The organism is Propionicimonas sp. (assembly GCF_047606205.1).
In the GTDB taxonomy this organism is placed as follows: domain Bacteria; phylum Actinomycetota; class Actinomycetes; order Propionibacteriales; family Propionibacteriaceae; genus Propionicimonas.
On record NZ_JASGES010000010.1, the window covers coordinates 1 to 24,969 of the forward strand.

A 24,969-nucleotide genomic window follows, 5' to 3' on the forward strand; every position below is an offset into this window, starting at 1 on the left:
CCCGGCCCGGGCGGCCGCGTGGTCACTCCGGAGCGTCGCGACCCGGCCGAGCCCGGCCCCGGGTTCAGCCCGCGGCGCGGGCGCGACGACGCTGCGACAGCTCGTCGTCGGTGTGGGACGGCTCCTCGGCGCGCTCGGCCGGGAGTTCCTGCAGGGTGCCCTCGATGTCGCGCCAGACTCCGCCGAGCGCGATCCCGAACATGCCCTGGCCGCCGCGCAGCAGGTCGATCACCTGGTCGTCGGACGTGCACTCGTACACCGACACGCCGTCGCTCATCAGGGTCACGGTGGTGAGGTCCTCGACGCCGCGGGCGCGCAGGTGGTCGATCGCGGTGCGGATCTGCTGCAGGGAGATCCCGGCGTCGATCAGCCGCTTGATCACCTTGAGCAGGAGCAGGTCGCGGAAGCTGTAGAGGCGCTGCGTCCCGGACCCGCCGGCCGACCGGACCTCCGGGACGACCAGACCGGTGCGGGCCCAGTAGTCGAGCTGCCGGTAGGTGATGTCGGCGGCGCGGCACGCCACCGGGCCGCGGAAGCCCAGGTCGTCGGGCATCGGTGCGAAGTCGCCGTCGAACAGCAGGTCCTGGGCCGGCGCCTGGTGCTGAGCGTTCATCGCTGCCCTCTTCTCGATCGGGTGAATCACCTCGGTGGGATTACGACGGTAATCCGACCCGCCGGTGAGGGTCAACGACACGCCGGGTCGCGACCGGCGCGCTCGCCGAGTCTGAACCGCTACCTCAGGGTTGCCGCGCCGTCGCGTCCGGGCTCACGGATCACCTGCGTCACCGGTGAAGTCGTCGGGGTTCACCGTGTCGAGGAACTCCCGGAACCGCTCGACCTCGTCGTCCGCGCCGGCCGGCTCTCCCGGCGACACTCCCTGCGCCGGGTCGATCCCGGCCTGGTCGAGCACCTCGTCGACGCAGTGGATCGGGCATCCGGCGCGCAGGGCGAAGGCGATCGCGTCGCTCGGACGGGCCGCGACGCAGCGCGAGCCGAGGACGAGCTCTGCGAAGAACTGGCCGTCCTCGTAGGCGACGATCCGGACCGCGTCCAGGGCGTCGGAGCCGGAATCCACCAGCCGCCAGGCCAGGTCGTGGATGTTCGGGCGTTCGGGATCGGGGTCCTCGGTCGCGCTGAAGATCGCCGACGCGCCGCCGTGGCTCATCCAGATCGGCAGCAGCCGATGCGATCCGTCGACCTCCTCGAGCACGACCAGTGGGACGGCGTCCCCCGTGGAGACCCGGATCTCGACCACCTTCAGCTCGCGCACGCCGGCCTCACTGGGGCAGCTGGGAACGCATCAGCGCCGCGTGGGCGTGCAGCACGAGCTGCATCACCTCCGCGGGCAGCGTCCGGTTGGACGGGTTGCGGCGCAGGTGCGGTGCGATGGCCTGCTCGATCAGGCCGACCTCGCGCTCGGCCGCCTGCTTGACCACCCGCAGGTGCCGGGCGTCCATTCCGAACGCGGCCAGTTTGCGGGAGATCACCGCCACGGTGAGCGCGTCCCTGCCGTAGTAGATCGTGCCGCGCCGGGGTGCGACGAGCTGGTGCTTCTCGAGCTCGGCCAGCGCCGGCTCGCTGAGGCCGCTCAGCTCGAGGAGCTCCCGGCGGGTGATCCGGATCGCGCGCTTGGGCGGGCGGGGCTGGCTCTGCACGGCGGCTGCAGCCTCGTCGACGTCCTCGTGGCCCTGCGTCCGCGCGGGCCCCAGCGCCGGTGGATCCTGGCCGCGGTCCATCATCTCCAGGTGCTCGCGGATCACCTTCAGCGGAAGGTAGTGGTTCTTCTGGACGTCGAGGATGTAGCGCAGCCGCTCGATGTCGGACTCCGCATAGCGGCGGTAGCCGGAAGGAGCCCGCTCCGGCGAGATCAGCCCCTCGGACTCCAGGAACCGGATCTTGGAGATGGAGACGTCGTCGAACTCGGGTTTCAGGATGGCCAGGACCTGGCCGATGCTCCGCAGCCCGAGAGCCATCAGTCCTGCCCGGCGAAGAACACCATGCGGAACTTGCCGATCTGCACCTCGTCGCCGCGGCGCAGCGCCACCTCGCCGTCGATCAGGGTGCGGTTCACGTAGGTGCCGTTCAGGCTGTTCTCGTCGGTCAGCCACACCTGCCCGTCGCGCCGCGTGAACCGGGCATGGTGCCGGGAGACCGTGATGTCGTCGAGGAAGATGTCGCAGCGCGGATGCCGGCCCGCGGTGATCACGTCGGAGTCGATCAGGTAGCGGGCGCCCGCCTGGGTTCCCTTCAGGACCAGCAGCAGGGCCGAGCCCTGGGGCAGGGCTTCGATGGCTGCGGCGTCGGCGGCGTCGAGGTCGTCGAACTGGAACTCCTCCACGACCGGGGGGATCACCCTCGTGGTGTCGCCGGAGAGCTTGGCCAGGCTCGCGCCGCAGTGCGGGCAGAAGTTCGCGGCCTCCGTGAGTTCATGGCCGCAGGCGGGGCAATGCATCATCTAGGGTCACCTTCCGTGCCTGGCTGGGAGCCCTCCCCCCGACTGAGGCTCAACGACAGGTAGACCGTCAGCCTAGCTGGAGACGAGCTCGCTGTACGCGTCGGCGTCCAGAAGATCCTCGACCTCGCCCGCCTCGGACAGCTCGAGCTCGAAGATCCAACCATCACCGTAAGGGTCAGAGTTGATGGTCTCGGGCGCGGTGTTGAGCAGCTCGTTCACGGCCGTCACCACCCCGCCGGCCGGGGAGTAGATGTCGGAGACGCTCTTGGTGGACTCGACCTCTGCGCAGGCGTCGTCGGCGGCGACCTCCTCGCCGACCTGCGGCAGCGAGACGTACACGACGTCCCCGAGCGCTTCGGCGGCGTAGTCGGTGATGCCCACCCGGACCGTGCTGCCGGCCCCCTGGCGCACCCACTCGTGCTTGCTGGTGTAGCGAAGATCATCGGGGAACACGCACGCACTCCTTCTGACGGCGATGGTCCGTCGTCACGGGCGCCAGCCTATCGGTTCCACGGGGCTCAGCCCGGCTCGTTTCCCGACCCGGCCGCCCGTTCCAGCGGGATCCTCCGGATCACCTCGATGCCCTGGCCGATGTACAGCAGCCCCGACCACCAGTACAGGCCCGCCCCCCAGATCACGAACGCCCACCCGGCCACCCTCGCCGCGGTGTGCCAGGCATCGTCGCCGACACCGAGCAGGACCAGCGGGAAGGCGTACAGCAGGGCGAAGGTCGCCGCCTTGCCCAGGAAGTGGACCGGGAGGCTGACGAAACCCCGGCGCCGGAGCGCGGGCCAGATCGTCGTGAACATCAGCACGTCGCGGGCGGCCAGCAGCGCGACCAGCCACCAGGGCACGATCTCCCTGATCGCGAAGCCCAGCAGCGTGGCGAGGATGTACATCCGGTCGGCCAGCGGGTCGAGCACCTGGCCCAGGCGCGAGCGCTGATTCCATCGCCGGGCCAACTGGCCGTCCAGCCAGTCGGTGGCACCGCCCACGACCAGCACCACCACGGCCCACACGTCCGACTGCCGCTCCAGCAGCAGCCACAGGAACACCGGGACGCCGAGCAGTCGAATGAAGCTGAGGATGTTCGGGACCGTCAGCACCCGTTCGGTGTCGTAAGGTTCGCCGGCCACGGGTGAAGACTATGCGATCCGGCTCACAGGTTGCTCCAAGCCGCGGAAACCAGGTCCCGGGTCTGGGCGAGCAACTGGGGAAGCGCTTTCGTCTGGCCGACCACGGGCAGGAAGTTCGCGTCGCCCAGCCACCGCGGGACGACGTGCTGGTGCAGGTGCGCGGCGATCCCGGCACCGGCCACCTCACCCTGGTTCATGCCCAGGTTGAAGCCGGCGGGGTGCGAGACCTTCCGGAGCACGGTCATCGCCTGCCTGGTCAGCTCGGCGATCCCGGCCACCTCGGGCCCGGTCAGCTCCGTGTAGTCGCTGACGTGCCGGTACGGGCACACCAGCAGGTGTCCGGGAGAGTACGGGTACAGGTTCAGCACGGCGTAGACATGCTCACCGCGGTGCACGATCAGCCCTTCCGGGTCGGGCAGTCCCGGTGCGCGGCAGAACGGGCAGGCGCCCTCGCCGGCGTCCGCCGGCTTGTTCTCGCCCTGGATGTAGACCATCCGGTGCGGCGTCCACAGTCGCTGGAACGCGTCGGGGACGCCGGGCAGGCACCCGGCGTCCTCGACCCGAACCTCGTCCATCGGCGTCAGCGCTTCGGCGGGCGCGTCGCCGCGACGATCTCCCGGATCGCCTCGGCCACCGGAACCCCGTTCTTCTGGCTGCCGTCGCGGTAGCGGAACGACACCGCGCCCGCGGCGGCGTCCTGCTCGCCGGCGATCAGCATGAACGGGACCTTCTGGGTCTGCGCGTTGCGGATCTTCTTGCCGAACCGGTCGTCGGAACGGTCGACCTCGACCCGCACGTCAGCCTTCAGGAGCTGGTCGGCGATCCCGGCCAGGTACGGCTCGTACTCGGCCGCGACGGGGATGCACTCGACCTGCACGGGGTGCAGCCAGGCCGGGAACGCGCCCGCGTAGTGCTCGGTGAGCACACCGATGAACCGCTCGATCGAGCCGAACTTGGCCGAGTGGATCATCACCGGCTCCGCCGGGTGCCCGTCCGGACCGGTGTAGGTCAGGCCGAACCGTGCCGGCTGGTTGAAGTCGTACTGGATGGTCGACATCTGCCAGGTGCGGCCGATCGCGTCCTTGGCCTGCACGGAGATCTTCGGCCCGTAGTACGCGGCTCCGCCCGGATCCGGCACCAGCTCGAGGCCGGACTCGCGTCCGACCTGCTCCAGGACGGCCGTCGCCGTCTCCCACTGCTCGTCCGAACCGATGAACTTCGACGACTTCGCCCCCTCCGTGTCCCGGGTGGACAGCTCGAGGTAGTAGTCGTCCAGGCCGAAGTCCTCCAGCAGCTCGGTGATGAACCTCAGCAGGTGCTTGACCTCATCGGCCGCGCCCTCCGCCGTGACGTAGGAGTGCGAGTCGTCCTGTGTGATCATCCGCACCCGGGTGAGCCCCTGCAGCACCCCGGACTTCTCGTTGCGGTACACCGTGCCGAACTCGAACAGACGCAGCGGCAGCTCGCGGTAGGACCTTCCCCTCGACTTGAAGATGAGGTTGTGGCCGGGGCAGTTCATCGCCTTCAGGTAGTAGTTCTGGCCATCGTCGTCCATCGGGGGGAACATGCCGTCCTGGAAGTACGGGATGTGCCCCGAGGTGCGGAACAGCACCTCCTTGGCGATGTGCGGCGTCCCGACGTACTTGAAGCCGGCGCGGACGTGGGCGGCCCGGACGTAGTCCTCCATCGCCCGCTTGATCACGCCGCCATTGGGATGGAACACCGGAAGGCCGGCGCCGAGTTCCTCGGGGAAGCTGAACAGGTCGAGCTCGGCACCCAGCTTGCGGTGGTCGCGGCGGGCAGCCTCGGCGAGCCGGTTCTGGTGGGCGACCAGATCGTCCTTGCTCGCCCACGCCGTGCCGTAGACCCGCTGGAGCTGCTGGTTGCGCTGGTCGCCGCGCCAGTACGCGGCGGAACTGCGGGTGAGCGCCCAGCCGTTGCCGAGGTAGCCGGTGTGGGGCACGTGCGGGCCACGGCACAGGTCCTTCCACGCCACGCTGCCGTCACGGCGGACGTTGTCGTAGATGGTCAGCTCGCCCGCACCGACCTCGACCGAGGCGCCCTCGGTGGACGCGGCAGAGCCCTTCAGGCCGATCAGCTCCAGCTTGTAGGGCTCGGCGGCGAGTTCCTGCGCGGCGTCGGCGTCACTGACCGCCCTGCGGACGAACCGCTGGCGCTCCTTGACGATGCCGGTCATCTCCTTCTCGATCGCCTTGAGGTCCTCCGGGGTGAGCGGCTCGGCGATGTCGAAGTCGTAGTAGAAGCCGTCGGTGATCGGCGGCCCGATGCCGAGCTTCGCGTCCGCGTGCAGCCGCTGCAGGGCCTGCGCGGTGACGTGCGCGCACGAGTGCCGGATGATCGCCAACCCCTCCTCGCTGGTCGCGAGGACGGGCTCCACCTCCTCGGCGTCGTTCAACACCGTGGCCAGATCGACGATGCTGCCGTTGACCCGGAGAGCCACGACCGTCCGGTCGTCGCCGAAGAGGTCCAGCCCGGTAGTGCCCGTCTCGACCACCCGGGTTTCGCGCGAATCGTTACGCAGCACCGTGAGGGAGACAGACACCTTGGGATTCCTTTCCAGACTGCCGGCGACCTGCCGGCAGGGGTCCATTCTGCCCCTTCGCGTGCGATCGACCCGCATCGGCGGGGCGCCGTGGCTCAGCGGTGGGCCGGGGTCACCCTTGGTGTCGGCGCGGAGGTCCCGGTCGCGTCCCGGTAACCGGGCAGCGACCCGGTGACCCTGACCGTGATCGGGACGCCCACGTCCGCGTCGCTGAGGGTGTAGGTCCTTCCGGTCGCCCTGGTGAGGGGTACCGAGCCCCGGTACCAGCGGTACGTGAACGTGACCCCGGACGGCTTCCACCTGCCGGGCTCGGCGGTGAGGACCCTGCCGGCCGACACCTGTCCGCTGATCGTCGGTGTGGCCGGGGCGAGCGTGCCGAGGCGGATCTCGCTCGTCCATGCCGAGGACCTGGCCACCGTGGTGAAGCCGGGCCGTGACCCGGTCACCCTGACCTTGAGCCGATGCCCGACGTCCGCGGCGCTCGGCGTGTAGGTGGGCCTGGTGGCACGCTCGATGCGGGACTCGCCATGCACGCCGGACCGGTACCACTGGTAGGCCAGCGACACCGGTCCCGGACCCCACTGCCTCGGCAGTGCGGTCAGCACCTCCCCGACCGCGCCGACGCCGGAGTACAGCGGCAAGGGAGCGGGGTCGAGGACGCCGGCGGCGACCGGCCCGGTCGGCTCGGAGAAGCGGCTCCTGGTCTCGAAGTTGGCCCTGGTGCCCCGCACCCGCACGCGCACGCTGCGCCCCAGGTCGTCGGCCGACAGCAGATAGGTCCTGCCGGTGGCCCCCGCGATCGGCTCGTTGTCCCTGAACCACTGCCGGGTGAGCCGGACGGTACCAGGGCCCCACGCCTCGACGAGGCTGGTCAGGGTGTGTCCCACGCCTGCGGTCCCTCTCAGCTGCGGTGTCTCCGGGTGCAGGCCCGCGCCCAGCACCGGCCCGACGGCGGCGGTGTCCTGCGCGACCGCAGCGAACCCGGGACGGTTGCCGGTGATGCGCACGGAGATGCGGTGGCCGATCTCGGTGGCGCCGAGCGTCAGGGCGGTGCCGGTCGCGCCGGCGACCGCGGCGCCGTCCCGCAGCCACTGGTAGGACAGCGCCACCTTTCCCGGGCCCCACCGGGGGGCGTCGACGCTGAGCCGTGAGCCGTAGCGGACCCGACCGTGGATCGGGGGGGCAGCCGCCGGACGGATCGCGTCCGTGCTGGTGGCCGTCGTGGTCGGCCGGGGAGCGGTCGCGCTGGGCGCGGAGTCAACCGGTGTCGTGCCCGCGGTCGCGGCATCGGCGGAGGCCCCAGGCTCCGTGGACTGGGTGGACGAGGGGGACGGCGCGGGTTCGGCCCTGCCCGCGACGGTGAACCCTGCGCAGCCGGCGACCGCCACCACGACAATGAGCGTCCCGAGCCCACGGCATCGGGACGCGAGGTCCGCCACCCCGCGCATACCCCTCCTCCAGTTGACTGGCACTACCGTAGTGTCCGCGGCGGGGTTTGGGGATGCCGCAACACACCGCTGTCGCCTGGGAGAGGATGCGAGGTCCGTGATGACGGAGTCCGGCGTCCTGCGGCTGTCGGTCTGCGTCTCGCTCCTCGTCGGCGTGGTGGGGGTCGGGTGGGGAGTCCTCGCCGAGTCGAGAGTGGTGCTGTTCGACGGCCTGTTCACCAGTTTCGGAACGGCGCTGTCGGGCATCTCGCTGTTCGCGGCCTGGGCCGCCGGCCTCGAAGCGGACCGGCGCTACCCCTTCGGCAGGGAGGCGGTCATCCCGGTCGCCATCCTCCTGCAGGGTGCGGCGCTGGGCGGGACGCTGCTGTACGCGGCGATCGACTCCGTCACACTCCTCCTCGCCGGAGGGACCGATGCCACCCCGGCCAGTGTGGTCGGATACGGCCTGGTCACCCTGGTGGTCGCGCTCGCGATGACCTTCGCCCTGCGTCGCCTCGCCCCGCGCTCGGAGCTGGCGGCCGCCGAGGCCGACCAGTGGCGCGCCGGGACGGTGCTCAGTGCGATCATCGCCATCGGTGCGGCGGCGGCGGCCGCGGCGGCCGCCCTCGGCTGGCACCAGGTGGTGCCGTACGCCGACCCCATCCTGGTGCTGGTGGCTGTGGGTGTGCTCGCCCCGGTGCCGTGGCGCCTGATTCGCGCCGCCGGCAGGGAGATCCTGGAGGCTGCCCCGCCGCGCGCCGTGCAGGACGTGATCGATACCGCCGCTGCCCGGGCCGCCTCCGAGTTCGGCCTCGGGGAGCCGATCGTGAGGGCGACCAAACTGGGCCGGCGCCTGTATGTCGAAGTCGATTTCGTCGTCAGCGCGGGAGAATGGGACGTCGCGGACGAGGATCGGGTGCGCCGGATGCTGATCGGCGAACTCGAACCCATCGGCTATGAGGTCTGGGCGAACGTGGAACTCACCACCGACCCGACCCTGGCCACCTGAGGAGGAGACGGTGTCGCAGTCCCGCAGTTGGTGGTTCCGCCGCCCTGCCCTGAACTGGCTGGAGCTGATCGGGCTGGCGGTCGCGGTCGCCCTCGTCGCCGGCGGCCTCGGTGCGACGGCGGCGATCAACCTCTCCCCCGCTTCGGGCTCCTGCGACACGACCAGGGTCGCGACCTCCACGTTGCCCGCTGTCGTGACCGTCCACGTGAGCGGCAAGGAGGCCTCCGGGTCGGGCAGCGGAGCGATCATCCGCGCCGACGGAGTCATCCTCACCAACGACCACGTGATCGCGGCCGCGGCCACGTCCGGGACCATCGACGTGCTCCTGAACAACGGCGACACGCTCACCGCCCACCTGGTCGGCACCGACCCGATCACCGATCTGGCCGTGCTGAAGATCGACCGCAACAAGCTGCCCACCCTGCTGCTCGCTCCCCGCGAGGAACTCACCGTCGGGCAGCCGGTGGTGGCGCTCGGCGCGCCGCTGGGGCTGTCCGGGACGGTCACCAGCGGCATCGTCAGCGCACTGGGGCGCAACGTTCCCGTGCCCAAGGCCGGTGGCGGGACCACCGTGCTGGCCGGGGCGATCCAGACCGACGCGTCCATCAACCCGGGCAACTCGGGCGGGCCCCTGGTCACCTGCGAGGGGCGGCTGGTCGGTGTGAACACGGCGATCTCGACGGTCCCGGACGCGAACGGCGCCGGTGGCGGCGGCAGCGTGGGCATCGGCTTCGCCGTCCCGGCGAGCACGGCCCAGCGGATCGTGGACGAGTTGCTCGCCAACGGCAGGGCCACCCACCCGTGGATCGGCGCCCAGACCGCACAGATCACTCAGGACACCGCCGACCGGTTCGCCACGGTCGCCGGGCTCTTCGTCCAGGAGGTCGCCGGCGGCGGGCCTGCCGCGACCGCGGGCCTCCAGGTCGGCGACGTGATCACCGGGATCGACGACCAGGCCGCCACCAGCGTGTCCCTCGCCTGGCTCCTGGTCAGCGCGAAGGTCGGGGACGAGGTCGCTGTCGACTACTCCCGCGACGGCACCTCCCGCCGCACCACGCTCACCCTCGCCGAGCAGCCCTGAGAGCCGAGGCGGGAGAGGGCCGGCTCGCCGTCACGCCGCGACGAGGCCGCGGCCCCGGGCGAGGCTCACCGCGACCAGGCGGTCGTGGACGCCGAGCTTGTCGTAGATGCTGCCGAGATGCTTGTGGACGGTGCGCGGCGACAACTCCAGCCTGGCGGCGATCGAGGTCGCCAGCAGTCCCTGCGCGAGCAGCGTCAGCACCTCCAGCTCCCGCGAGGTCAGGCCGAGTTCGCGGGCCGCGTCCAGCCCTGCCTGCGAACGACCCCTGCGTTCCCGGGCGGCCACGACGTGCGGCAGCAACGCCATCAGCGGCGGCACCGCCTCGGTGAGCAGCAGGACCTGATCGTCGCCGAAGCCCTCCCGCCTGGCGAACGCCAGCACGGGGCTCGGGCCGCCGTCGCGGCCGTCCCGGTCCAGGCCGCCCGGCGCGACGAGCAGCACCTCTCCGAGCCGGTGGTGCTCTCGCAGGGTCGGGCCGGCGCTCGGGCCCCCGGCGTCGGTGCTCTGGAGCAGGCCGACGAGCGCGCGGGCAGCCGGTCCGTCCGGGTAGCTGGTCACCGACGCGCTGCCGTCGACGGCGTCCGGTACGAGGCTGGCGGCCACATCCGCCGCCAGGTTCTGGGCGAGGTACCGGCAGACCACCTGCTCGGCGTCCAGATCCGCGGCCAGGGCCTCGGCGGCCTCGACCAGCATTCCGACGATCACCAGCGCCCGCTCGCCACGGTCCATCCCCGACCCCCGCTCCACCCGGGCTCCCGAACCCGCGCCCAGGACACCGGCTCTTCATCAGTTCGTTGTCTGGGAGTGCGCCGGGCCGGTGTTGATACCTCCACGGCTGGGCAAGAATGGTGAGCACGGCCACCCGAGCGACAGGAGCGTGCAGTGTCAGCGAACCCGATCGGCACCCAGGCCTGGCGGGCGCGTCCCGCGGGCGCCCCCGAGGTGATCAGCGACGAGACCGCCGAGCTCATCGAGGGCTGGTGGCGTGCGGCCAACTACCTGTCGGTCGGCCAGATCTACCTCCTCGACAATCCCCTGCTGCGTCGACGGCTCCGTCGTGACGACGTGAAGCGCCGGCTGCTGGGGCACTGGGGGACCACCCCGGGCCTCAACTTCCTCTACGCGCACCTCAACCGGGCGATCGTCGAGCGCGACCTGAACGCCATCTACATCGCCGGCCCCGGCCACGGTGGACCCGGGCTGGTCGCCAACGCCTATCTCGACGGCACCTACACCGAGGTCTACCCGAGCATCACCCACGACGAGGCCGGGCTGGGCCGGCTGTTCAAGCAGTTCTCCTTTCCTGGCGGCATCCCGTCCCACGTCTCCCCGGAGTGCCCGGGCTCGATCCACGAGGGTGGCGAGCTCGGCTACTCGCTGTCGCACGCCTACGGCTCGGTGTACAACTCCCCCACCCAGCTGACCTTCACGGTGGTCGGCGACGGCGAGGCGGAGACCGGTCCGGCCGCGACCGGCTGGCACGGCAACAAGTTCCTGAACCCCCGGACCGACGGCGTCGTGCTGCCGGTCCTGCACCTCAACGGCTACAAGATCGCCAATCCGGCCGTGCTGGCCCGGATCCCCGACGACGAGCTCGCCGACCTGATGCGCGGCTACGGCCACGACCCGCTCTTCTTCGAAGCCGGCGCCGAGGACGACCACCTCGGCACGCACAAGCGTTTCGCCCGGCTGCTCGACGATGCGCTGGACCGGATCGTGGAGATCAAGACCGACGCCGAGGCCACCGACCCCGACGCGGTCGCCCGGCCGCGCTGGCCGATGATCGTGTTCCGCACCCCCAAGGGCTGGACGGGTCCGAAGTCGGTGGACGGCAAGCAGACCGAGGGCCACTGGCGCAGCCACCAGGTGCCGCTGGCGAACGCACGCGACTCCGAGGAGCATCTAGCCGTGCTGTCGGACTGGCTGGCCAGCTATCGCGCCGAGGAGCTCTTCGACGACGACGGCGCCTTCCTGCCGCGCTTCGACGCGCTGCGCCCGGTTGGTGAGCGTCGCGTGTCGGCGAACCCCGTCGCCAACGGCGGCCAGTTGCTGAAAGACCTGCTGATGCCGGACTTCCGCGACTTCGCGATCGAGCCGGACGCGGACGGCCACGGTGGCCCGATGGTCGAGTCGACCAAGCGGCTGGGCGAGTTCCTCGCCGAGGTCTCCCGCCGCAACCCCGAGAACTTCCGGGTCTTCGGGCCGGACGAGACCGCGTCCAACCGGTTGCAGGCCGTGTACGAGGCCACCCCCAAGCAGTTCGTCGGCGAGTACCTGCCCACGGACGCGCCGGATCCGATGCGCAGGCAGGGCCAGGTGGTCGAGGTGCTCAGCGAACACCAGTGCCAGGGCTGGCTGGAGGGCTACCTGCTCACCGGGCGGCACGGCGTGATGAGCTCCTACGAGGCGTTCATCCACGTCGTCGACTCCATGTTCAACCAGCACGCGAAGTGGATGGAGGCCACCAACGAGATCGGCTGGCGGCGTCCGGTCGCGTCCCTGAACTACCTGCTCAGCTCGCATGTGTGGCGGCAGGACCACAACGGCTTCAGCCACCAGGACCCCGGCTTCCTCGACGTGGTGATGAACAAGTCGCCCGAGGTGATCCGGGTCTACCTCCCGCCGGACGTGAACACGCTGCTGTCCACCTTCGACCACTGCCTGCGCTCCAAGCAGTACGTGAACGTCGTGGTGGCGGGCAAGCAGCCCGAACCGGTCTTCCTGAACATGGAGGAGGCGATCGCGCACTGCACCCGCGGCCTGGGCATCTGGGACTGGGCGGGTACCGAGGTGCCCGGCACCGAGCCGGACGTGGTACTGGCCTGCGCGGGCGACGTCCCCACCCTGGAGACCCTCGCCGCCGCCGACCTCCTGCGCCGGCACGTGCCGGAGTTGAAGGTGCGGGTGGTGAACGTCGTCGACCTGATGCGGCTGCAGGACGAGCGGGAGCACCCGCACGGCCTGTCCGACCGGGATTTCGACACCATCTTCACCGCGGGAGCCCCGGTCATCTTCGCGTTCCACGGCTACCCGTGGCTGGTGCACCGGCTGGCCTACCGCCGCACCAACCACGCGAACATCCATGTGCGAGGGTTCAAGGAGAAGGGCTCGACCACCACGCCGTTCGACATGTGCATGCGCAACGACATCGACCGGTTCCACCTCGTGATCGACGTGATCGACCGGGTGGCGAGCCTGCGCGCCCGTTACGCGACGCTGCGCCAGGACATGGTCGACCGCAGGATCGCCGCCAAGGCCTACGCCTACCAGTGGGGCACCGACCTCCCCGAGATCGCCGACTGGGTGTGGCCGGACGCCGGCGACGCCGTGGGCGAGGTGTCCTCCGGCTCCGCCTCGACGGGCGGCGACAACGAGTGACCCAGCTCTACCTCGTCCGGCACGGCGAGACCGAGTGGAGCCGGTCTGGGCGGCACACCTCGGTCACCGAACTCGACCTGACCGACGACGGTGTCGAGCAGGCCCGGTCGGTGGGTCAGCGGCTCGACCCCCGCGACTTCGACCTGGTGCTGTGCAGCCCGCGGCTGCGCGCGCGGCGCACCGCGGAACTGGCCGGCTTCACCGACTGCCAGCTCACCGAAGACCTGGCCGAGTGGTACTACGGCGACTTCGAGGGCCTGACCAGCGACCAGATCCGGCAGCACTACCCGGGCTGGCGGATCTGGTTCAACGGCTGCCCCGGCGGGGAGTCGGCCGACGAGGTCAGGGCGCGTCTGACCCGGGTGGTGGCCAGGGTCCGGGGGTCCGGGGTGGAGCGGGCGATCTGCTTCGGCCACGGGCATGCCTCCCGGGTGCTGGCGCTGTGCTGGCTGGACTTCCCGATCATCTTCGGGCAGAGCTTCCCGCTCGAGGTGGGCAGTGTCTCGATCCTGGGCCGCGAGAAGGAGTCCGCGGCGGTGGTGCGCTGGAACAGCTGACCGCTCGCACGGGCGGGGTGTGAGCGTTTGCAGCGCCCTGGCGGACGTGATTGGCTGTGCGCCGTGCCTCGCGTCCGCAACCCTCTGCTCAGGACCCTCGTCGAGCTCCGCGGCAACGGCCGCGCCTGCGTCTACACCGAGCCCATGTGGGGGCTCTCGATGGCGCTCGTGCTGCCCTACGCGTCGGTGTTCATGCTCACCCTCGGCGTCCACGACGAGCAGATCGGGTTGCTGGCCACGATCTCGATCCTCTCCCAGATGGTCTTCGGCCTGCTCAGCGGCGTCATCACCGACAAGCTCGGGCGCCGGCTCACCACGGCGCTGTTCGACATCGTCGCGTGGGTGATCCCCTGCCTGATCTGGGCGTTCGCCCAGAACTTCTGGTGGTTCCTGGTCGCCTCGCTGATCAACGGCGCCTGGCAGGTCACCCAGAACTCGTGGGACTGCCTGCTGGTCGAGGACGTCGAGCGGTCCGAGATCCCCAAGGTCTACTCGCTGGTGAAGGTGTCGGCCGAGTTCTCCGCACTGTTCGCCCCGATCGCCGCGCTGCTGGTGTCGCGGTTCGGCCTGGAGCCCGCCGTCCGGATCCTCTACCTCAACGCCTTTGTGATCATGGCGATCAAGATCTGGCTCCTGTACAGGCTGTCGACCGAGACCGATACCGGACGGATCCGGCGCGAGCAGACCCGGGGAGTCAGCATCTGGAGTTCGCTGCGCGGCTACCGGCCGGTGCTCGGCCTGATCCTGCGCTCGAAGGGCACGCTGTTCTCGCTGGCCGTACAGGCGATCGTCGCGGCCGTCTCGCTGGTCAACGGGACCTTCTGGCAGGTCGTGATCAACCAGCACCTCGGCGTGCCCGACCCGCTGCTGCCGTTCTTCCCGATGGTCCGCTCCCTGCTGTCGGTGCTGTTCTTCTTCACCCTGATCCCTGCCCTGACCCACGGCAAGCACCTGAGACTGCCCACGCTGCTCGGGTTCGCCGTCTACCTCGCCGGCCAGGTGCTGCTGGTGCTGATCCCCGCCCAGGAGGGCGGTGCGACCGCGTCCACCTATCTGCTGCTGGCGGTCTGCCTGCTGCTGGACGCGTTCGGCGCCGGCATCCTGTTCATGCTGGCCGAATCGCTGGTGGCACTGCACGTCGACCGCCACGAGCGTTCCCGGGTGATGGCGATCCAGCGCACCTGCGTGATGCTCGTCACCGCCCCGTTCGGCTGGATCTCGGGCTGGCTGTCCGGCATGGACCGCACCTGGCCGTTCATCCTGACCTCCGCCCTCCTGCTCCTCGGTGTCGTGGTCACCGCCCGGCTGTGGGTCACCACCCACGAGCCGGCGCCCACTGCCACCGCGTGACGGCACGACCGGGACCGATCCCGGGATCGGACTGCGGGGTCCGGGAGAATCCTGTGCCCGCGACACCTGCGCGAAACTCTCGCCCTGGCGGCGCGCGGCTGACTAGGGTCCTCACGTGAGCCTCGCCGCCAGTCCCCGCTACCGCTGGGTCGTCCTCGGAGTCTCGGTCCTGGTCAACATCACCATCCAGCTGCAGTGGATCGCGCTGTCCCCGGTGAGCACCACGGCGGCAGGGTTCTACGGGGTGTCCACCACCCTGATCGGGTACTTCTCGATCGTCTTCATGGTGGTCTTCATCCCGCTGTCGATCCCTGCGGCGTGGCTGGTCGACCGGCACGGGATCCGGTTCGCGGTGGGCCTCGGCTCTGCGCTGGTCGCGGCCGGGGGCACCATCCGCTTCTTCGCCGGCCCCTCCTACGGCGCAGCGATGGCCGGCGCGATCGTGGTCGCCGCCGCGCAGCCGCTGCTCTTCAACGCCTGGACGACGGTGGCAGGCAAGTGGTTCCCCCGGCACCTGCGCGCGACCGTCGTCTCGGTGCTCACCCTCGCCATGATGGTCGGGGTCGCGCTCGGCACGGCGTTCACTCCCGCCCTGCTGGACGCCGGCCTCGCCGTCGACCAGGTGCTGGGGCTGTACGCGGTCGCGGCGTGGATCACCGGAATCGCCTACTGCCTGCTGGCCAGGGACGCCGACCACAGCATCGTGGACGCCGCCCAGGCCCGCGCCCTGGAGCTCGGCGGGTTGCGCCACGCCGTCGCGCAGCGTCCTTTCCAGGTCTTCCTGGCCGCACTGTTCGTCGCCCTCGGCGTCTTCAACGGCCTGTCGACCTGGGCGCTGCAGGTCGTCACCGCGATGGGCCTGCCCGAGGACGCGGCGGAGATCCTGCTGGAAGCCCTGCTCGTGGGCGGCGTCCTCGGTGCGCTCGCGCTCGGCGCCGCGTCCGACCGCACCGGGCGCCGGGTGCCGTGGACGGCGATCCCGATGATCCTCGCCGCGCCGCTGATGGCGGCCTTCGTCGTCCCGCAGGAGTCGATCTGGCTGCTCGGCGCCTGCGCGTTCCTCGTCGGCTTCCTGCTCACCGGCGCGATGCCGGTCGGCATGCAGTACGCCTCCGAGATCGCTGCGCCCACCCCCGAAGGCGCCTCCTCCGGGGTGTTCCAGCTGGTCGGACAGGCCTCGTTCGTGGTCGTCCTGTTCATGGACGCCGCCCGCACGACCGACGGCGGCTTCGTGGTCGGCTTCGCGATCCTCGGCGTCCTGCTGGCCGGGATCGGGGTCTGGATGCTGCGCCAGCCCGAGCCGTCCCTGGCCGTGTCCGTCCCGGATGACCTCGAGACCGAGCCCGCCGGCTGACGCCCCACCGCGACCCCCGACGTCCCGCTGTCAGCGGGCCCGGGTCAGTGGGACAGCCGGCGGTACAGCGGCGCCAGCCGGCGGTGCAACTCGGTGAAGGTGCCGTAGGCATCGTCGTAGACACCCCTCACCGACGGATCTGGCTCGTGGACGTCGGCCACCCGGACCAGGCCGGGGATGTCGTCGGCCGTGATCGCGCCCGTCCCCATCGCTGCGATCAGACCGGCGCCCCTGGCGTTGGCCGCGACCGGATCCTCGACCCGGTGGACGGGCACGCCGAGCACATCGGCGAGGATCTGCGTCCAGGCCGCCGAGCGCGCTCCCCCACCGACCAGGCGCAGCGCGTCGACCGGCCGGGACAGGAACCGGTTCACCGGAGGGAGCATCCAGCGGGTGTTCAGCGCGATCCCCTCGAAGACCGCCCGCAGCAGGTCGCCCCGGGTGTTGTGCAGCGACACGTTGAACAGTCCGGCACGCAGTGCGTGGTCGTCGACCGGCACCCGCTCGCCGAAGATCCAGGGGGTGTACAGGACGCCGTTCGAGCCGGCGGGGATCCCGGGCAGGATCCGGTCGGCGAGAGTGAAGAACTCCCCGCGCACGTCCGCGGCCACCAGCGGGTCGCCCGGGCCGACGACGTTGTCCCGCAGCCAGTTCAGGTTTCCCCCCGCCGTCGCCTGCAGCGCGGTCATCAGGTACCGGTCCTGCAGCGCGCAGGGAACGGAGGCGATCCCGTGAAGCACGTCGGTCTTCTTCGCCGGGACGTGCCCTGCGATCCACGACGACGTGCCGAGATAGAGATGGCACTCGCCGTGCGCGATCGTTCCGGCACCGACAGCGGCGGCCGTGTTGTCGATCGCCCCTGCCACGACCACGACCGACTCGGGCAGCCCGAGGTGGGCGGCGGCGTCCGCGGTGAGGGTGCCGATCACGTCCGTGCACGCGACGATCTCGGGAAGCTTGGCCGCGTCGATCCCGCTGCCCGCCACCAGCGCTGCGTCATAGCAAATGCGGCGCGGATCCCGGTTGTCGGTCACCCAGGAGGTCAGGATCGAGTCGGCGGTGGCCACGACCCGTCCGGTGAGCCGCAGGTTGAGGTAGTCCAGGACGTTGAGGAACACCGCGGTCCTCTCGTACACGGCCGGCAGCTGGTCGCGCACCCACAGCATGTGGGCGGCCGGGTCCTTACCCGTCGGGGACGGGGCCCCACCGGTGAGCCGGATCCACCGCGCGTACCGTGACGCGGACAGCCCGTTGACGGCCGGCCGCCCCCCGAAGTGGCTGCGCAGGCTCGCGGCTCCCCGCATGTCCATCCACAGGATGCAGTTGGTCAGCGGCTCGCCACCCGCGTCCACCGCGATGGTGCCCTCCCCCTGGGTCGAGCAGCACACCGTGGTCACGGCTGCGAAGTGCTCCGGCCGGCTCGCCGCCAGACGGTCGGCGCAGCGCCCGAACGCCAGCCACCAGTCCTGTGGCACCTGCTCGGCGCCGCCGCCGGGCAGGATCACGAGGTCGACCGGCTCGCTCTCCCAGCCCTCGACCTGCCCGTCGTGGCCGACCAGGGCCAGTTTCATCCCGGACGTGCCGAGGTCGACGGCCAGAACCTGCGGAGGAACGGCGTTCACGGGATCCTCATCCCCGGCTCTCCGCAGTGCGGGCCGGGACACACGGCGGAGCAGAGGAACGGCGTGCGGTGATCATCGCGAGCGATTCTGCCAGTTCGGGACGCGACGGCGGATCAGACGCCCTCGACCAGGGCGAAGGACCGGTCGAACCGGTCCAGGGCGTCGTCGATCACGGCGTCGGTGCAGGCCATGGACGTGTAGAGCCGCGACCCGGCCAGGGTGATGATGCCGTGGGAGGCGTACACGGCGCCCATGTGTTCCATCGCCTCCTTGCGAGGGCCGTTCTCCTTCAACAGCTTGGCCGGGTGGCGCATCGACAGCATCATCACGCCGGTCGAGGCGAGGTGGACGATCGCGCCGGTGTTGTGCACGACGTAGGGAAGCCCCCACTTCGCGATCAGGCGCTTGAGGCCCTCCGCCAGCCGGTCGCCGGCGCGGCCGGCGATCACCGGAGCGTTGGTGCGGGCCATCTCCTCGATCGCGAAGACTCCCGCCGCACAGGACAGGGGGTTGGCCGACAGAGTCCCGCCGACCTGGACGTGGGCACCGTTCTTGCCGTCCAGCCCGGAGCCGAAGACGGCCATGACATCCTCCCTGCCGCCGACCCCGCCGGCCATCGGGTAGCCGCCGGACACGGCCTTGCCGAGCACGGTGAGGTCGGGGCGGACCCCGAAGTACCCCTGCGCACCGCCCATGCCGAGACGGAAGCCTGTGACGACCTCGTCGAAGATCAGCAGGGCGTTGAACTCGTCGCACAGCTCGCGGATCTTCGCGTTGTAGTCCTCCGGGACAGGACGCGTCCCGCTCTCCGGCCCGACCGGCTCCACGATCACGGCGGCCGTGCCGCCCCGGACCTTGTTCTCGATCAGCTTGCGCTTGAGCTCGCCGAGCGACTCGGGGAACGCCTCCCTGGTGTCGGCGGTGGCGCCGAGCGGGATGCCCTTGGCGTTCATCCGCCAGGTCCCGGGGACGCGGAGACCCACGACCATCGTGTCGGACCAGCCGTGGTAGGCGCCGCCCATCTTGATCACCATCGGCTTGCCGGTGAACGCCCGAGCGCCTCGAACCGCAGCCATGACGCCCTCCGTGCCCGAGCCGAGCGAGCGGTACACCTCGATGCTGGGCAGGTAGTGGTGGATCAGCTCGGCCAGCTCGAGTTCGTAGGCGTGGAACAGTCCGGTCACCGGCCCGGACTCGCGGATCACCTCGTGGACGCGCTCGCGCACCGGCGCGTAGTTGCTGCCGAGGATCGTCGGCCCCCCGGCCTGCAGGAAGTCGATGTAGGTGTTGCCGTCGACATCGGTCAGGTGGGCGCCGTCCGCCCTGCTGATCGCCAGCGGGAACGGGTAGTTGAACGCGAGGTTGTGCTGGACGCCGCCGGGGAGCCGCTTCTTCGCGCGGGTGGTGATCTCCTTGCTGGAGGCGCATCTGGTCTCGAAGTAGTCCAGGACGCCCAGCATCGCATCGTGGCGCGGTCCGCGGACCGGCTGGTCGATCAGGGCCTCCAGCCGGCGATAGACCTCCGCGACGTCGGGATAGGTCGAGATCCCGTAGCCGAGTGAGGCGGCGCTCGGCCATGACCCCTGCTCCGCCGCGCCACCCCTCTCGACCGCCCCGCCCGCGCCGGCTCCGTCCGTGCGCACCCCAGGGGTTTCCGGGTCGGTCGTCCGCGCTGCCGCGATCTGGGCCGCGAGCGCGTCCGCGCTGGGTAGCGGGGTCTCCGGGATCTCCTCGGCGGGGACCGCGTTGGTGACGCGTTCGCCGATCCGCTTCTGCTCGGAGCGCAGCTTGTTGATGGCGATCTCACGGATCGGGGCCGGCACGGTGTAGACCTTGTCCGGCTCGGTCACCAGCGCCATCAGATAGGCGATCGACACCTTCTCCAGCAGGCCCATCGCGAAGACGGCCCGCTCGGGGTCGGAGCCGAGCACGACGACTCCGTGGTTGGCCAGGATGTAGGCGTTGCCGCCGGTCCTGAGCTTCTTGCGCATGTTCGCCGCGAGGAAGGACGTGCCGGCCGGCGCGTAGTCGACGATCGGCACCTCGCCGCCGAGGAAGCGGCTCTGCTCGTCCGACAGCGCAGGGATCGGCGTGCGCAGGTAGGCCAGCGCCGACGCGAACGGTTGGTGGGTGTGCACGATCGCGTTCACGTCCGGGCGTTCGCGGTAGATCGTGGCATGCATGGCCGCCTCCACCGACGGCGCCAGCGTCGATGCACCCTCGACCGGCACCGGCTTGCCTCCGAAGTCGAGGACGCACACGTCCTCGGGACGCATCTTCTCGTAGCCGTAGTTGCTCGGCGTGACCGCGTACAGCTGGCGGCCGGGGATTCGCACCGAGACGTTGCCCTCGGTGGCCTTCAGGAACCCGTGCCCCAGCATGGTTCGGCACATGGAAACGACATGGTCACGACTCGACGCGTACTGCATGACTCATTGTCTCTCATTCTTCTGAGCTAGTTCTTGGCATCTGCGCGGCACAGGCAGGCGCACTATTGTCATGTCGTGATAACCGCGACCCCTTCGCCATGGTCCCGACTGCCACGGCAGCTGGGCACGGTCGTCGCGCCGCGGCTGGAGACGATGCGGACGCAGATCATCGCGGCGATCGACGCCGAACCTGCCTGGGTGGATCGGATGCGGGAGCCGAAGGTGAGGGCCGACATCGTCGGCGCGACGGGGGCGATCGCGCGCAGGTTCGTGGCGCTGATCGGCACCTCGGAGACGTCGTTCACCGAGCCGGACCGGGCGCTGTTCCGGGACCTCGGCGCGGGCGAAGCCAGGGACGGAAGAGGCCTGGAGGACCTGCTGGCCGCCTACCGGATCGGCGTCCGGGTCCTGTACGCGGCGTGCGCGGACGAGCTCGGCGAACTCGACCCGTCGCCAGCGGCGCAGGTGGCGTTGGCCGAGTCGGTGTTCGCCCTGGTGGACACCCTGCAGGCAGAGAGCGCGGACGGCTACGCACACGAGGCGTCCACCCACGCCGGCGAGCGCGACCGGCGCCTGCGCCGATTGCTGGACTCGCTGCTCTCCGGGGACGGCGACTCGATCGACGCGGCCGCCGCCGCGGCGGGCTGGGCCGTTCCGGAGTCGGTCGCGGTGGCACTGTTGCCGCCTGAGGCGCTCGGCGCGGCCCGGGCGGTGCTCGGTGGCCGAGGATTCGCCGTGGAGCGGGAGGGAAGCACCCTTCTCGTCCTGGAGGGTGGCGCCGGCCTCCAGAGCCTGGTGCGCGACCTCACCCACAGCTCGGGCCGGGGGCCCCGGATCGGCCCGACCGTTCCCACGCGCGCCGCACACCGGTCGCTGACGGCCGCGCAGTTGCTGCCCCTCGACAGTCCGGATCCGGTCTGGGCCGACGAGCACCTGCCCCGGCTCCTGGTCCGGGCCGTCCCTGAGGTCGCCGAGACGTTGCGGGAGCATGCGCTGGCGCCGCTGGCGACGCTGCCCGGACCGCAGCGCGACCGCCTCACCGCGACCCTGGAGACGTGGCTGCGGCACTGGGGGCAGCGCTCCCCCGTCGCCGCGGAGCTCGGTGTCCACCCGCAGACGGTCGCCTACCGGGTGAACCAGCTGCGCGACGTCTTCGGCGACGACCTCGACGACCCCGATTGGAGGTTCGAGGCGCGGCTGGCCCTGCTTCGTTGAGCTCGACCCTCGACGAGAGCTGCGCCTCCTGCCATGCTTTTGCTCGTCAGACACGAGGCAGGAGGGGCTGCCATGCTGAGCTATCTGCTCGCAGAGAGTGTTTTCACGGTCGAGACCACGGTGGACCTGATCCGGGACACGCGGCTGGACGAACCGCGGGAGTACCTCGACGTCCCGGTGACCACCGTCGCGCAGACGGTGGCCGGAGACGCCCGTCACGGCACGCGCGAGCTGGACCCGCCGCGGCGGGGCGACAACGACTTCACCATCGCCTGGACGGCCGACCGGCGGCTCGCCTCGGTGTCGTACAAATCAGTCGGGGTGGCCTCGAAGCTCGTCGCCGCGGCGGTGAAGATTCTGGCGACCGTGGTGGGTATCGCGATCCGCGGCACGGCGACAGGCCTGACCAGGCGTTCGGATCCCTCCGACAGCGCCCCGCTCGACGAAGCGCCCGATCCGTCCTCGGTGAGAGCCATCTGGGACACCGCTCATGAAGCCGAGGCCGCCCACAGTCGGGTCCACGCCGCGATCGCCGAGCGGGCCACCGCGAAGCTGACGACCCTGCGTGGCCAGGTCGTGGACACCGACGACGGCGTCGAAGCCGCGCGAGCGCTGGCCCGGATCAGCCAGCTGGAGCTGGTTCTCCGGACCTCGCTCAAGGAGACGGCGAAGGTCGACGCGATGTTCGCCTCGTGGAGCGACGCGCACCTCGCCCGGATCCCGAGGACGCTGTCCCGGTCCATCGCCCTGGATGCAGTCCCCGTCCACGGCGACCCGACGATCGACGCACCCACCCAGGACCCGAATGGTCTCCACGACCGACCCGACCTGGAAGCCCTGTGGCAGGACTGCGGGATCTGGCTGGAGGTCGGGCCGACTCTCGCGGACCCCGACTGGCGTCCGAACCACGCGGGAGCTGTCGACGGCGCCACCCTGCGGCGCGATGTCGTCTACTGGCGGGTCCCCCGGATGGCGCGGGTGTGGGTATGGAGGCGTGGCGACTCCGGCCGGCCCGTCCTGGAGAAGGCCGCCGATGTCCCCGTGACCGACCGCTTCGGCGAGAGCACCTCGATGGCGCTCGATGGCCGGTTCTTCGGCGAGGCGTCGGTCGACGTCACCTTCGGCGATCTCGGCTCCCCCGCCAGGCTCGTCGTGGGTGACAAGAGCGTGGCCGGTGCGATCGCCGACGCCATCGGCGGCGCGCCCGACCAGGTCTCCGCCGGCCTGGATGCCGCGACCAGGATCGGCGCCTCGGCGGACGCCCTGCGTGACGCCGCAGACGTCCGCGGCCTGGAGGTGATCAAACGCCAGCTGGAGCGGCGGTCGAAGGAGCTCGAACTCCAGGGCGTGAACGCCACGGCCGACAGCTACGCAGAGCTCAAGCGGCTCCAGCAGCAGGTCGACATCGCATCTGCCCAGGGCAGCCTGGCACCGCCGTCGACCCTGGCGACCCTGCAGAACGAACTCGCCGAGGCGACGGCCCGCCGTGATCTCGACGCGGTGAACCGGGACAGCGCGCAGGCTGCCGAGCTGGCCGGCGTCCGAGCCGAGATCGCTCGTCTCCAGGCCCAGGTTCAGCTGCTGCAGGCCAGGGCGCAACTGCCACAGGGGAGCTGACCGAATCCCGGGGCGGACGCTCGTCCCGCCCCGACACAGCGGTCAGGCGCTGACGACGCTGAGGTGCCGGGTCGGGGACTCGAACTCCTCCTGGCCGAAGTCCAGGAGATCCATCGCCGCGAAGGCATACCGGGCCAGCACGAGGTCGAGCACCTCGCGGCAGGCGCCGATCGGGTCGCTCACCGACACCGCGCCGTACCGGTAGGCGAGATCCGACTGTGCGTGGTACGCCTCGTCGGCGCTCAGGAAGAACGAGCCGACGGCGATGTGGCGGCGTCCCTGGGCGCGCAGGCCCATGATCGCCTGGGCCACCGAAGGACCGGAGTCGTCGGCGACGGCGGTGAGGCAGGGAAGCCGGTGGTGCGTCGACCACTGACGGGCCCTGCGCGCCAGGAGCGCGCTGCCGCGGACATCGCCTGTGCACGCGGCCGAGAGCACCAGGCCGTCGAGCTCGAGGCAGCGGGCCTGGCTGAGCGAGGTGCGCAGCCGCTGATCGAGGATCGTCAACAGGCTGATCTCCGGGCCGACCGGGCGGGAGAGTGTGAAGCGCAGGTCCGGGTAGTTGGTGCGGGCCTTGTGCAGGAGCTCGGCCATCGCGGGGTCGCACTCGACGGCGTGGCTGAGTTCGAGGGGGACGAGCACGACCTCGGTGACGTTCGCGGCAGCGAGCTGGTCGATCACCTGGCCGGCGGTCGGCGGGCTGGACTGGAGGAAGGCGCCGTGCACCGACATCTCCGGACGCATCTTGGCCAGACCGCTGACGAGCTGGTGGGTGACCTGCGCGACCATTGGGTCGGAGCTTCCGCGAGCCACCATCACGAGGGCGGGGGCGGTCATTGGCATGCCTTCCTGTCGAAGGAGCCGGCTCCGTTGCCGTGTTTTCTGAGAGAACTCTTGCCGTTACCAAGTCGTGATGCAATTCGATCCGCCGAATGGCGAGACGTCTGCCCGAATACTGAGATTTCTGGTTACTGAGGCGTTACAGAGGCCCTCTGGTCACGCGAACGAGTGACAGGCAGTCTCACACAATGGGATTCTGGCGTTCGTATCGCGATACATGGTTGCGGGTGGGTGGGCGATACTGGGTTCGAACCAGTGACCTCTTCGGTGTGAACGAAGCGCGCTACCACTGCGCCAATCGCCCGCGAGGACCAACCATAGCCGAGAGGTGCCGGAGCCGTCACATCGTGCGGGATACGCTCGATCCCGAACGAGGAGGTCGGGTGGGCGTGGCACGTGGGAACCCTGCGGAAAGGTCGGCAGGGCGGGACGCGGAGCTGCCCGTAGCCCTGGGGATGGCGAATGTCGGCTTCTACACCGCGAGCATCGGGGTGGTGCTGGTCGTGCTGGCCGACGACCTGGGCGTACCGGCCGAGCGGCTCTCCTGGCTCGGTTCGGCGTTCGGTTACGGGCTGCTCGTGATGGCAGTGGCGGGACCGTCGCTCCTGCGGCTGGGCCAGCGCCAGGTACTGACCGGTTCGGCGATCGTGCTCGGGGTGGGCAGTGCGCTGCTCGCCGTCGTGCCGGGCGAGGCGGTCGCCTACCTCGGCGCCCTGCTGCAAGGGCTCGGGGCGGCGGGCATCGTGCTCGTCGCGCCACGCCTGCTGCACGGACCCGATGCGGAGATCGCGCTGACCAGGGCGAACTCGGTGGCCAGCGTGGTGGCTGTCGCGGCGCCGCTGCTGCTGGGCGTCGCTGCCGCCACGGCGATCGGGGCACGGCCCGCCCTGCTGCTGATCGTGGCGGCCGTGGTGGCGCTGCTGGTCGCCGCCCGAC

21 protein-coding genes, 1 tRNA gene and 1 pseudogene are annotated in these 24,969 nt (G+C 70.6%); 9 read left to right on the forward strand and 14 right to left on the reverse strand.

The window, feature by feature from the left end; genetic code table 11:
- Positions 1-64 precede the first annotated feature (64 nt).
- The 9 genes from QM633_RS00520 to QM633_RS00560 form a co-directional block, all read right to left on the reverse strand.
- Entirely contained in the window at positions 65-613 is a 549-nt protein-coding gene (locus QM633_RS00520) for a MerR family transcriptional regulator (RefSeq protein WP_415151764.1), read from the reverse strand.
- A gap of 153 nt (positions 614-766) precedes the next feature.
- Positions 767-1,270, reverse strand: a complete 504-nt coding sequence (locus QM633_RS00525; protein ID WP_415151765.1) for a bifunctional nuclease family protein — start codon at positions 1,268-1,270, stop codon at positions 767-769.
- A gap of 7 nt (positions 1,271-1,277) precedes the next feature.
- Positions 1,278-1,973, reverse strand: a complete 696-nt coding sequence (locus QM633_RS00530; protein WP_415151766.1) for a MerR family transcriptional regulator — start codon at positions 1,971-1,973, stop codon at positions 1,278-1,280.
- A complete protein-coding gene (locus tag QM633_RS00535) occupies positions 1,973-2,455 on the reverse strand; it encodes an FHA domain-containing protein (RefSeq protein WP_415151767.1) in 483 nt (160 codons plus the stop codon). Before QM633_RS00535 ends, QM633_RS00530 begins: the two co-directional genes overlap by 1 nt.
- Positions 2,456-2,527: 72 nt before the next feature.
- The gene (gene gcvH / locus QM633_RS00540; protein ID WP_415151768.1) at positions 2,528-2,908 is read right to left on the reverse strand and encodes a glycine cleavage system protein GcvH; all 381 of its coding nucleotides are present in this window, start codon (positions 2,906-2,908) and stop codon (positions 2,528-2,530) included.
- Between the two features lie 65 nt (positions 2,909-2,973).
- Positions 2,974-3,591: a CDP-alcohol phosphatidyltransferase family protein gene (locus QM633_RS00545; RefSeq protein ID WP_415151769.1), complete on the reverse strand. Its 618-nt coding sequence runs from the start codon at positions 3,589-3,591 to the stop codon at positions 2,974-2,976.
- Positions 3,592-3,614: 23 nt separating this feature from the next.
- Positions 3,615-4,166 (reverse strand): HIT family protein, encoded by a 552-nt coding sequence (locus QM633_RS00550; RefSeq protein WP_415151770.1) that lies wholly within the window; start codon positions 4,164-4,166, stop codon positions 3,615-3,617.
- Between the two features lie 5 nt (positions 4,167-4,171).
- Entirely contained in the window at positions 4,172-6,202 is a 2,031-nt protein-coding gene (gene thrS, locus QM633_RS00555) for a threonine--tRNA ligase (RefSeq protein WP_415151771.1), read from the reverse strand.
- A gap of 47 nt (positions 6,203-6,249) precedes the next feature.
- Positions 6,250-7,602: a hypothetical protein gene (locus tag QM633_RS00560; protein ID WP_415151772.1), complete on the reverse strand. Its 1,353-nt coding sequence runs from the start codon at positions 7,600-7,602 to the stop codon at positions 6,250-6,252.
- 100 nt (positions 7,603-7,702) lie between these two features.
- On the opposite strand from QM633_RS00560, the gene QM633_RS00565 reads away from it, so the two are divergent.
- On the forward strand, positions 7,703-8,590 hold the full coding sequence (locus QM633_RS00565; protein WP_415151784.1) for a cation transporter: 888 nt from the start codon (positions 7,703-7,705) through the stop codon (positions 8,588-8,590).
- 10 nt (positions 8,591-8,600) lie between these two features.
- Positions 8,601-9,671: a S1C family serine protease gene (locus tag QM633_RS00570; RefSeq protein WP_415151773.1), complete on the forward strand. Its 1,071-nt coding sequence runs from the start codon at positions 8,601-8,603 to the stop codon at positions 9,669-9,671.
- Positions 9,672-9,701: 30 nt separating this feature from the next.
- Here QM633_RS00570 and QM633_RS00575 read toward each other — a convergent pair whose 3' ends face one another.
- On the reverse strand, positions 9,702-10,400 hold the full coding sequence (locus QM633_RS00575; protein WP_415151774.1) for a response regulator transcription factor: 699 nt from the start codon (positions 10,398-10,400) through the stop codon (positions 9,702-9,704).
- A gap of 153 nt (positions 10,401-10,553) precedes the next feature.
- Between QM633_RS00575 and QM633_RS00580 the strand changes: the two genes are divergently transcribed.
- The 4 genes from QM633_RS00580 (at position 10,554) to QM633_RS00595 (ending at position 16,310) form a co-directional block, all read left to right on the forward strand.
- Positions 10,554-13,049 (forward strand): phosphoketolase, encoded by a 2,496-nt coding sequence (locus QM633_RS00580; protein WP_415151775.1) that lies wholly within the window; start codon positions 10,554-10,556, stop codon positions 13,047-13,049.
- Positions 13,046-13,606 carry a histidine phosphatase family protein gene (locus QM633_RS00585; protein WP_415151776.1) on the forward strand — a complete coding sequence of 187 codons (561 nt, stop codon included), beginning with the start codon at positions 13,046-13,048 and terminating at the stop codon, positions 13,604-13,606. Before QM633_RS00580 ends, QM633_RS00585 begins: the two co-directional genes overlap by 4 nt.
- 63 nt (positions 13,607-13,669) lie before the next feature.
- Positions 13,670-14,956: an MFS transporter gene (locus tag QM633_RS00590; RefSeq protein WP_415151777.1), complete on the forward strand. Its 1,287-nt coding sequence runs from the start codon at positions 13,670-13,672 to the stop codon at positions 14,954-14,956.
- Between the two features lie 115 nt (positions 14,957-15,071).
- Positions 15,072-16,310, forward strand: a complete 1,239-nt coding sequence (locus tag QM633_RS00595; protein ID WP_415151778.1) for an MFS transporter — start codon at positions 15,072-15,074, stop codon at positions 16,308-16,310.
- Between the two features lie 44 nt (positions 16,311-16,354).
- On the opposite strand, the gene QM633_RS00600 is transcribed toward QM633_RS00595, so the two are convergent.
- Positions 16,355-17,932, reverse strand: a complete 1,578-nt coding sequence (locus QM633_RS00600; protein ID WP_415151779.1) for a xylulokinase — start codon at positions 17,930-17,932, stop codon at positions 16,355-16,357.
- Between the two features lie 113 nt (positions 17,933-18,045).
- Positions 18,046-20,325, reverse strand: coding sequence for an aminotransferase class III-fold pyridoxal phosphate-dependent enzyme (locus QM633_RS00605; protein WP_415151780.1), 2,280 nt, complete (start codon positions 20,323-20,325; stop codon positions 18,046-18,048).
- Between the two features lie 111 nt (positions 20,326-20,436).
- Between QM633_RS00605 and QM633_RS00610 the strand changes: the two genes are divergently transcribed.
- Both QM633_RS00610 and QM633_RS00615 read left to right on the forward strand, forming a co-directional pair.
- Positions 20,437-21,576 carry a PucR family transcriptional regulator gene (locus QM633_RS00610; RefSeq protein ID WP_415151781.1) on the forward strand — a complete coding sequence of 380 codons (1,140 nt, stop codon included), beginning with the start codon at positions 20,437-20,439 and terminating at the stop codon, positions 21,574-21,576.
- Between the two features lie 72 nt (positions 21,577-21,648).
- A complete protein-coding gene (locus QM633_RS00615) occupies positions 21,649-23,193 on the forward strand; it encodes a hypothetical protein (RefSeq protein ID WP_415151782.1) in 1,545 nt (514 codons plus the stop codon).
- Positions 23,194-23,235: 42 nt separating this feature from the next.
- On the opposite strand, the gene QM633_RS00620 is transcribed toward QM633_RS00615, so the two are convergent.
- Positions 23,236-24,030, reverse strand: coding sequence for a sirohydrochlorin chelatase (locus tag QM633_RS00620; RefSeq protein WP_415151783.1), 795 nt, complete (start codon positions 24,028-24,030; stop codon positions 23,236-23,238).
- A 235-nt stretch (positions 24,031-24,265) separates the two neighbouring features.
- A tRNA-Val gene (locus QM633_RS00625) sits at positions 24,266-24,337 on the reverse strand.
- A 79-nt stretch (positions 24,338-24,416) separates the two neighbouring features.
- Here QM633_RS00625 and QM633_RS00630 point away from each other — a divergent pair.
- Positions 24,417-24,969 (forward strand): annotated as a pseudogene (locus QM633_RS00630) (MFS transporter); the annotation flags it as partial.